The organism is Lactobacillus acetotolerans DSM 20749 = JCM 3825 (genome assembly GCF_001436775.1).
Taxonomy (GTDB): Bacteria; Bacillota; Bacilli; order Lactobacillales; family Lactobacillaceae; genus Lactobacillus; species Lactobacillus acetotolerans.
The window spans coordinates 21,253-28,461 of sequence record NZ_AYZC01000017.1; the positions used below are offsets into that span (position 1 = coordinate 21,253).

6 protein-coding genes are annotated in these 7,209 nt (G+C 33.3%); 5 read left to right on the forward strand and 1 reads right to left on the reverse strand.

What is annotated here, in order from left to right; genetic code table 11:
• Nucleotides 1-21 precede the first annotated feature (21 nt).
• Nucleotides 22-1,518: a ribosomal protection-like ABC-F family protein gene (gene abc-f / locus FC77_RS03880; protein ID WP_056970208.1), complete on the reverse strand. Its 1,497-nt coding sequence runs from the start codon at nt 1,516-1,518 to the stop codon at nt 22-24.
• Nucleotides 1,519-1,992: 474 nt separating this feature from the next.
• On the opposite strand from abc-f, the gene FC77_RS03885 reads away from it, so the two are divergent.
• From FC77_RS03885 to FC77_RS03905, 5 genes are all read left to right on the forward strand, one after another.
• Entirely contained in the window at nt 1,993-2,721 is a 729-nt protein-coding gene (locus FC77_RS03885; RefSeq protein WP_054681712.1) for an SDR family NAD(P)-dependent oxidoreductase, read from the forward strand.
• Between the two features lie 58 nt (nt 2,722-2,779).
• Entirely contained in the window at nt 2,780-3,838 is a 1,059-nt protein-coding gene (locus tag FC77_RS03890) for a helix-turn-helix domain-containing protein (protein ID WP_056970209.1), read from the forward strand.
• Nucleotides 3,839-3,886: 48 nt separating this feature from the next.
• Nucleotides 3,887-4,447 carry a CDP-diacylglycerol--glycerol-3-phosphate 3-phosphatidyltransferase gene (gene pgsA, locus FC77_RS03895; RefSeq protein WP_054681715.1) on the forward strand — a complete coding sequence of 187 codons (561 nt, stop codon included), beginning with the start codon at nt 3,887-3,889 and terminating at the stop codon, nt 4,445-4,447.
• A gap of 27 nt (nt 4,448-4,474) precedes the next feature.
• Nucleotides 4,475-5,314, forward strand: coding sequence for an aldo/keto reductase (locus tag FC77_RS03900; protein WP_054681717.1), 840 nt, complete (start codon nt 4,475-4,477; stop codon nt 5,312-5,314).
• 175 nt (nt 5,315-5,489) lie between these two features.
• A complete protein-coding gene (locus tag FC77_RS03905; protein ID WP_056970210.1) occupies nt 5,490-7,076 on the forward strand; it encodes an Nramp family divalent metal transporter in 1,587 nt (528 codons plus the stop codon).
• Nucleotides 7,077-7,209: the final 133 nt, after the last annotated feature.

Genomic DNA, 7,209 nt, shown 5'->3' on the forward strand with positions numbered 1-7,209 from the left:
AATTTCTGCTATGTTTTTTGTTTAAGCTTGGATTAACCTAGTTTCTCTAGTTGCAATTTTTTTAGTAAACATACGATCGTGTTCTACAAATAACATCGTTGGGTTGATTTCTAACAGTAAATTTTCTATTTGTTGGCGTGTAATTACATCTAAATAATTTAAAGGTTCATCCCAAACATATAAATTAGCTTTAGTACAAAGACTTTCTGCTAAAGCCAGTTTTCTTTTCTGACCCTGACACATTTCTTCAACTTTAAAGGTGAAGATTTTGCGATCAAACCCTAACTTATGTAAAGTATTTAGTAGTTGTGAAAAATCAACCTTATGTTTAAGGGCATAATCCTTTAAATCACCATGGAAATTAGTAAAATTTTGTTTCATGTAAGAAATTTTAATATTATGTGCAAAGTGCACGCTACCATTAGCTATTAAGTCATTATTACCTAAAATTGCTTTTATGATGGTTGTTTTACCACTTCCATTAGCTGCATCGAGTGCAATTCTTTCACCAAGTTTAATAGTAAAAGATAGTGCTTGATTTAATTTGTGCTTATTTCGGATAACAACTAGATCTTCTACCTGTAATAAGTTTCTTTTACTAGATTTAGCATAATCGATTTCTAGATTCGGACTTTTATCGATATTTTTTAGTAGTTGTTGCTTTTGATTAACTTCTTTTGTAGTTCTTTTCAGTAATGATTGTGATCGTTTCATTAACTTGGCAGCTTTATGTCCTATGTAACCACGATTAATGTTTTCATGCTGATCAGTTTTATGAAATTTACCTTTTTCAGTTTTTAGAGACCATTTTTTGCTTTTTTGCGCGGTTTTATTTAAACGTTTGATATCAGTTTGTAAGTGTCGCTTCTCTTGAGCTTCATGTTCGTTTTGTAGTTCGAACTGTCTTTGCCAGGTATCATAATTTCCCTTGAATAATTGAATTTTAGCACGATCAATTGATAGAACATGATCAATTACTTGGTTAAGAAAATGACGGTCGTGGCTGACCACGATGAATCCTTTCTTTTTATTCAGGTAATTAGCAACAACATTTCTGCCTATATTGTCTAAATGATTAGTAGGTTCATCAATTAATTGAAAATCCCTTTTGTTACAGAATAATACCGCTAGTTTTGCTTTGGTTTTTTCACCTGGGCTTAAACTATTAAATGGTCGATTGAGAATGTCATCATTTAAATGCAGCTTATCCATTTCAATTTGAATTTTCCATAAATCGCTTACTGTCAGGTTAGCTAGTTGCAATAAGACATTTTGCGTGGATAAATTTTTGCTTTTAATAAATTGAGGAAAATAGACAAATTTCAAATTAGTAGTAATGCTTCCGTGATATTCAAGCTTCTTTTGCAAAATTTTTAGGAAAGTGGTTTTACCACGACCATTACGTCCTATTAAGCCTAATTTCCATTTTTCATCAATATTTAAATCAAATTTATTAAAAATATTTTGACTCATATTATCATATTTAAATGATAAATTGTTTATTTCTATTGTTCCCATGTAGATCCTAGCTCCTCACCAAAATCGCAGGGATTGTCACTAATCGAACTATACAAAAAAGGAGCGCACTCTTTCTGCGTTCCTTTTTTATTTTAATTTGGTACACAAATTGAAAATACAAATCGTAGCAGAACAATCCCCGTTAAATAAATTAACAGCGATTAAATTTCTTAAATTAACGATTTGCTTTCTTCAACTTGAGTCACATCCTTAAATAATTTAAGTTAATAATACATAAGAATTATTTTTAAGTCAAATTCGTGATTAATAAACTTTAAGAAAGTTTTATCAAGTCCTGATTTATCTCAAAATTTATTAAAAAGAATGTTAGAATAGAAATTAAGCGTGATTATTGAGGGTTAAAAGATGAATTTTTAGGAATTCTGTTATAAAACTTTCAGACTTTCACACCTAAAATTCTGTGTGAATTTAGTAAAAATACTTTTTGCAGAGTTAGAAAGGGAATATTAGTTAATGAAACGGGCCATCATTTTTGGTGCAACTGGTGGAATTGGTCAATCTATTTGTGGTGAATTAGCTGCAGCTGGATGGTCACTTTATATACATTGCAACCAAAAATGGGATGCAGCTTGCAAAATAAGTCATAAATTGGCTCAAAAGTATCCTGCTCAAGATTTTATTCCAATTAGATTAAATTTTTCCATTAGCGATAATAAATTAATTGTTTTTGTTAAAAATTTATTACCAATAAATGCGGCTGTTTTTGCTGAAGGGATTACAGATTATAATTTTGTCGGTCAGCAAAAAATGGCTAAAATTGATCAAATTATGCAGATTAATCTAATTGTTCCAATTAAATTGACCCATTTGTTAGAACCCCTTTTAATTAAAAATAAATTTAGTCGTATTGTTTATTTAGGTTCTGTTTATGGGGGACAAGGTAGTGCTCTTGAGGCAGTTTATAGTGCAAGTAAAGCTGGGCTAACTAGGTTTAGCCAAGCTTATGCTCGCGAAGTAGCTTCCACGCATTTGACTGTTAACGTTGTAGCTCCTGGAGCAGTTAATACTCCTATGAATGCAGTGTTCCCTAAAGAAACTATGCAAGAAGTTAAAGAAGAGATTCCTGCGGGGCGTTTAGCTGAAAGTAGCGATATTTCTTTTTGGATTAAGAATTTACTTGATCCGCACAGTAATTATTTAACTGGCCAAACAATTTATGTAAGCGGTGGCTGGCTTTTGTAATTATGTAAGTAGTTAATGGTATACTCAACATATTGAGTAAAGATTTGAAGAGGTAAATATGGCAGATATCGGAGATAAATTACGTAGTGCCAGAGAAGCCAAAGGGCTTTCGATTGCAGATGTTGAAAAAGCAACCAAGATTCAAAGTAGGTATCTGACAGCGATTGAAAAAAATGACTTTGATAAACTCCCAGGTGATTTTTATGTGCGGGCATTTATTAGACAATATGCTCAAGTCGTTGGCTTAGATGGTAAAAAATTACTTAGCGAATATCATAAAGAGATACCTAAAGCTGAACCTGATGATTATGTAGAGGATTCAGTCGATAATAAGAGTGAAAAAGTCCGCAAAACAACTAATAATAAGAAAAACTTGTGGAAGAATTATTTGCCACGGATTGCTATTGGACTTGGCGTTATTATCGTTATTTTGATTGTTTACGCTCTTTATGCTCACTTATCATCTAATCATCAAAACGACAATGCTAATAGTAGTGTTTCTGTATCTTCACAGATGAGCTCATCATCTAGTAAGAAACCAGCCAAAAGTTTAGTTAAGATTGTTCCTCTAGGTAATAACCAATATCGTGTTACAGGTTTAAAAAATAATCGACGTTTAGTTGTTCGTGCAGGTAATCAAAATGTAACTTCAACCGTTTCAGTAAATGGTAAAGTTCAATGGTCCCAAAATCTTCTTGCCAACCAAAAGCATACGATGAATATTCCGAAGAATGCACAAAGTGTTGCCATTACCTTTGGCAATGATACTGGAACTTCTGTAAGTGTAGCCGGTAAGAAAGTTCCGTATAAGGGTCGTAATGGTCGCCAAACCCTTACCTTATTTATTGGTAAACACAAGAATAAAGGCAAGATCAAATCACAAACTACTAACCAAACTAATACTAATAACAATAATACGACAACTAATAATAACAATAGGAATACTGTGAACAATAATCAGGGTAGACAAACTGGTACTAATAAGCAGCCTCAATCAAAGGCTCGCCCGCAGCAAAGCACACAAAGTACTCAACAACAAAGTAGTCAATCAAAGACACAAACTCAACCATCTACTAGTTCTACAAACAATAATAATGCTAATAGTAATGGAAAATAGTATAATATTAGCTAGTATGAAGTAAGTATATAGGAGAGTAAAAATAGAATGAATTTGCCTAATAAATTGACGGTATTAAGAATTTTCTTAATTCCTGTATTTATGTTGATTATTATTTTTGGTGGAAATGCTCATGTAGAAGTTGGTAGTTTTACTGTTTATTGGAATTTAGTATTTGCAGCTATTGTATTTGCTATTGCTTCGATAACTGATTGGTTTGATGGGCGAATTGCTCGAGGTCGTCATTTAATTACTAATTTTGGTAAATTCGCAGACCCGTTAGCTGATAAAATGTTAACTATGACTGCATTTATCTTCTTAGTTTCATTAAAATTAGCACCGGCTTGGGTTGTTGCAATTATTGTTTGTCGTGAGCTAGCCGTTACTGGTCTGCGTTTGATTTTAGCTGAGAATAAAGGTCAAGTTTTGGCTGCTAAAATGCCAGGGAAAATAAAAACTACTTGTCAGATGTTTTCAATTATCTTTTTGTTAATTGGTAACTTCTTCTATATTGGTACAATTTTGCTTTACCTTGCATTGATTTTTACTATTTATTCTGGTTGGGATTATTTCCATCAATCATGGGGAGTTTTCAAAGGTTCAATGTAAGTTATTTAGAGAAAGGTATATTTACTGATGAATAAAATTCCTACTTTAACAACGGCAGATGGTTTGACTTTGCCATCTGTTGGCTTTGGTACATATAAATTAAATGGTGCTGTAGGCGTTAATGCTATTACAAAAGCTTTGAGTAATGGTTATCGTTTATTAGATACGGCCTTTAACTATGAAAATGAAGGAACTGTAGGTGAAGCTATTCGTCGTTCTGATGTTCCGCGTGAGAAGATTATAGTTTCATCTAAGTTGCCTGGTCGACATCATAAATATAACGAGGCACTTACAACTATTCAGGAATCACTTTATCGTGCTGGATTGGATTATTATGATATGTATTTAATTCATTGGCCTAATCCTAAAGAAAATCATTATGTTGAAGCTTGGCAAGCTCTGATTACTGCTCAAAAATGGGGATTAGTCAGAAGTATTGGTGTCTCTAATTTCTTACCGGAACATATTGATCGTATTGTTAAAGAGACAGGCGTAGGTCCAGTAGTTAATCAAATTGAACTTCATCCATACTTCTCCGAAAAGCAATTACGTGCTTATGATGAGAAACACAATATTATAACGATGGCTTGGAGCCCGATTGGTCGCGCTAGTTCAATGCTTAAAGATCCGGTTATTAAGAAAATTGCTGATCACAAAGGTTTGTCCACAAGCCGGGTTATTTTGCGTTGGGAAACCCAATTAGGAGTTATTCCTATACCTAAATCTTCTAAATCATTTAGACAAGTTGAAAATTTGAATTTGTTTGATTTCAAATTATCTGATGAAGAAATGCAAACAATTACTAATTTGGATAAGCCCGATGGAAGATTAAATAATCAGGATCCAGCTAAATATGAAGAATTTTAATTATAAAGTACTAACAATGTTAGTACTTTTTTTATTTTTATAAGAAAGCGTAGTCAAGTGTCTATAATCAATACAAGTTAGTACTTTTAAATATTAAATTTCAAAATATTGCTATTTAATTTTGGAATAATCAGAAGTATCATACTTATAGAATTGAATATTGGGAGGTGTTGGTGTGTCTGAAAAAAATAAAAATACACCTAAGAAACAGCATTTAATCCACTATGAGAATGGAAAATCGCTTGAAGAAATTAATGGGACCGTGCCAGTACCACACGGTAAAGGATTCTGGAAAACATTGTCTGCCTTTTCAGGGCCTGGAGCGTTAGTAGCAGTTGGTTATATGGATCCTGGTAATTGGTCAACATCAATTACTGGTGGTCAGGATTTCCAATATTTACTAATGTCCGTCATTCTACTTTCAAGTTTGATTGCGATGCTATTGCAGTATATGGCGGCCAAATTAGGAATCGTGACGCAAATGGATTTAGCCCAGGCTATCCGTGCTCGAACGAGTCGAACTTTAGGCATTGTTTTGTGGATCATGACTGAACTAGCCATTATGGCAACAGATATTGCTGAAGTTATTGGAGCAGCAATTGCATTGTACTTATTGTTTGGTATACCCTTAGTTTGGGCTGTATTTATAACTGTTCTTGATGTTTTAGTATTACTATTATTAACCAAGATTGGTTTTAGGAAAATTGAGGCAATTGTTGTTGCATTAATTTTAGTAATTTTGTTTGTGTTTACTTATTATGTCATTTTATCGAAACCCGATTGGGGTGCGATGGCCAAAGGACTAATTCCTGTTACTGCCACCTTTTCTAAACATCCATCTGTTAATGGTTATACTCCATTAGCTGGATCTTTAGGCATCATCGGTGCAACCGTTATGCCGCATAATTTGTATCTGCACTCATCAATTTCACAGACTCGTAAAATTAATCATAATAATAAGCAGGATGTGGCAGATGCCGTTCGTTTTACAACATGGGATTCTAACATTCAATTATCGTTTGCTTTTGTTGTTAATGCATTGCTTTTAATAACTGGTGTCGCTGTTTTTAAGTCCGGGGCTGTGAAAGATCCATCATTCTTTGGATTGTTTAGAGCTTTATCGGACACTTCAGTAATGAATAATGGTATTTTAGCTAAAGTTGCTAGAACCGGCGTTCTTTCTACACTATTTGCGGTTGCATTACTTGCATCAGGACAAAATTCTACCATCACTGGAACTTTGACTGGGCAAATAATCATGGAAGGTTTTATCCACATGAAGATGCCATTATGGATGCGGCGTTTAGTAACTCGTCTTCTTTCAATTATTCCAGTATTGATTTGTGTTGCCCAAACTGCTAGTTATAGCGCAGTTCGCCAGCATAAAGCTCTGAATAATTTGATGAATAATTCACAGGTGTTTTTAGCTTTTGCGTTGCCGTTCTCAATGCTTCCATTAATTATGTTTACGGATAGTAAAACAGAAATGGGAAGTTTTAAGAATAATTTCTTAGTTAAATTTTTCGGTTGGCTATCTGTCATTGCGCTAACCGCTTTGAATATGTACAGTTTGCCAGATGCGATTGTTGGATTTTATGGGGATAATCCTACTGCAGCTCAAATTAGCCAAGGGCACTTAATAGCGTACATATTAATTGTTTTAATTGTGTTATTGCTAATTTGGACGGTTTATGATTTATATCGTGGTAATGAGCGTTATAAAAAAGAATTAGCTGCGAATGAAAGAAAAGAAACTAATTAATAAATTAAAAATTAAATAAAAGAATAGCAATCAGGGAATGAATGATGGGTTCGTTTTGTCAAAATTGGTTGCTATTTTTTTAGGCTCTGTGTCAATCGCTGGTGATAGAAAATTTAAAACAAGACTAAATTAA

What these genes read in the sequence shown, in the direction of transcription:
- abc-f (WP_056970208.1), bottom strand. Translation starts at nt 1,518, where the DNA reads ATGGGAACAATAGAAATAAACAATTTATCATTTAAATATGATAATATG.
- FC77_RS03885 (WP_054681712.1), top strand. Translation starts at nt 1,993, where the DNA reads ATGAAACGGGCCATCATTTTTGGTGCAACTGGTGGAATTGGTCAATCT.
- FC77_RS03890 (WP_056970209.1), top strand. Translation starts at nt 2,780, where the DNA reads ATGGCAGATATCGGAGATAAATTACGTAGTGCCAGAGAAGCCAAAGGG.
- pgsA (WP_054681715.1), top strand. Translation starts at nt 3,887, where the DNA reads ATGAATTTGCCTAATAAATTGACGGTATTAAGAATTTTCTTAATTCCT.
- FC77_RS03900 (WP_054681717.1), top strand. Translation starts at nt 4,475, where the DNA reads ATGAATAAAATTCCTACTTTAACAACGGCAGATGGTTTGACTTTGCCA.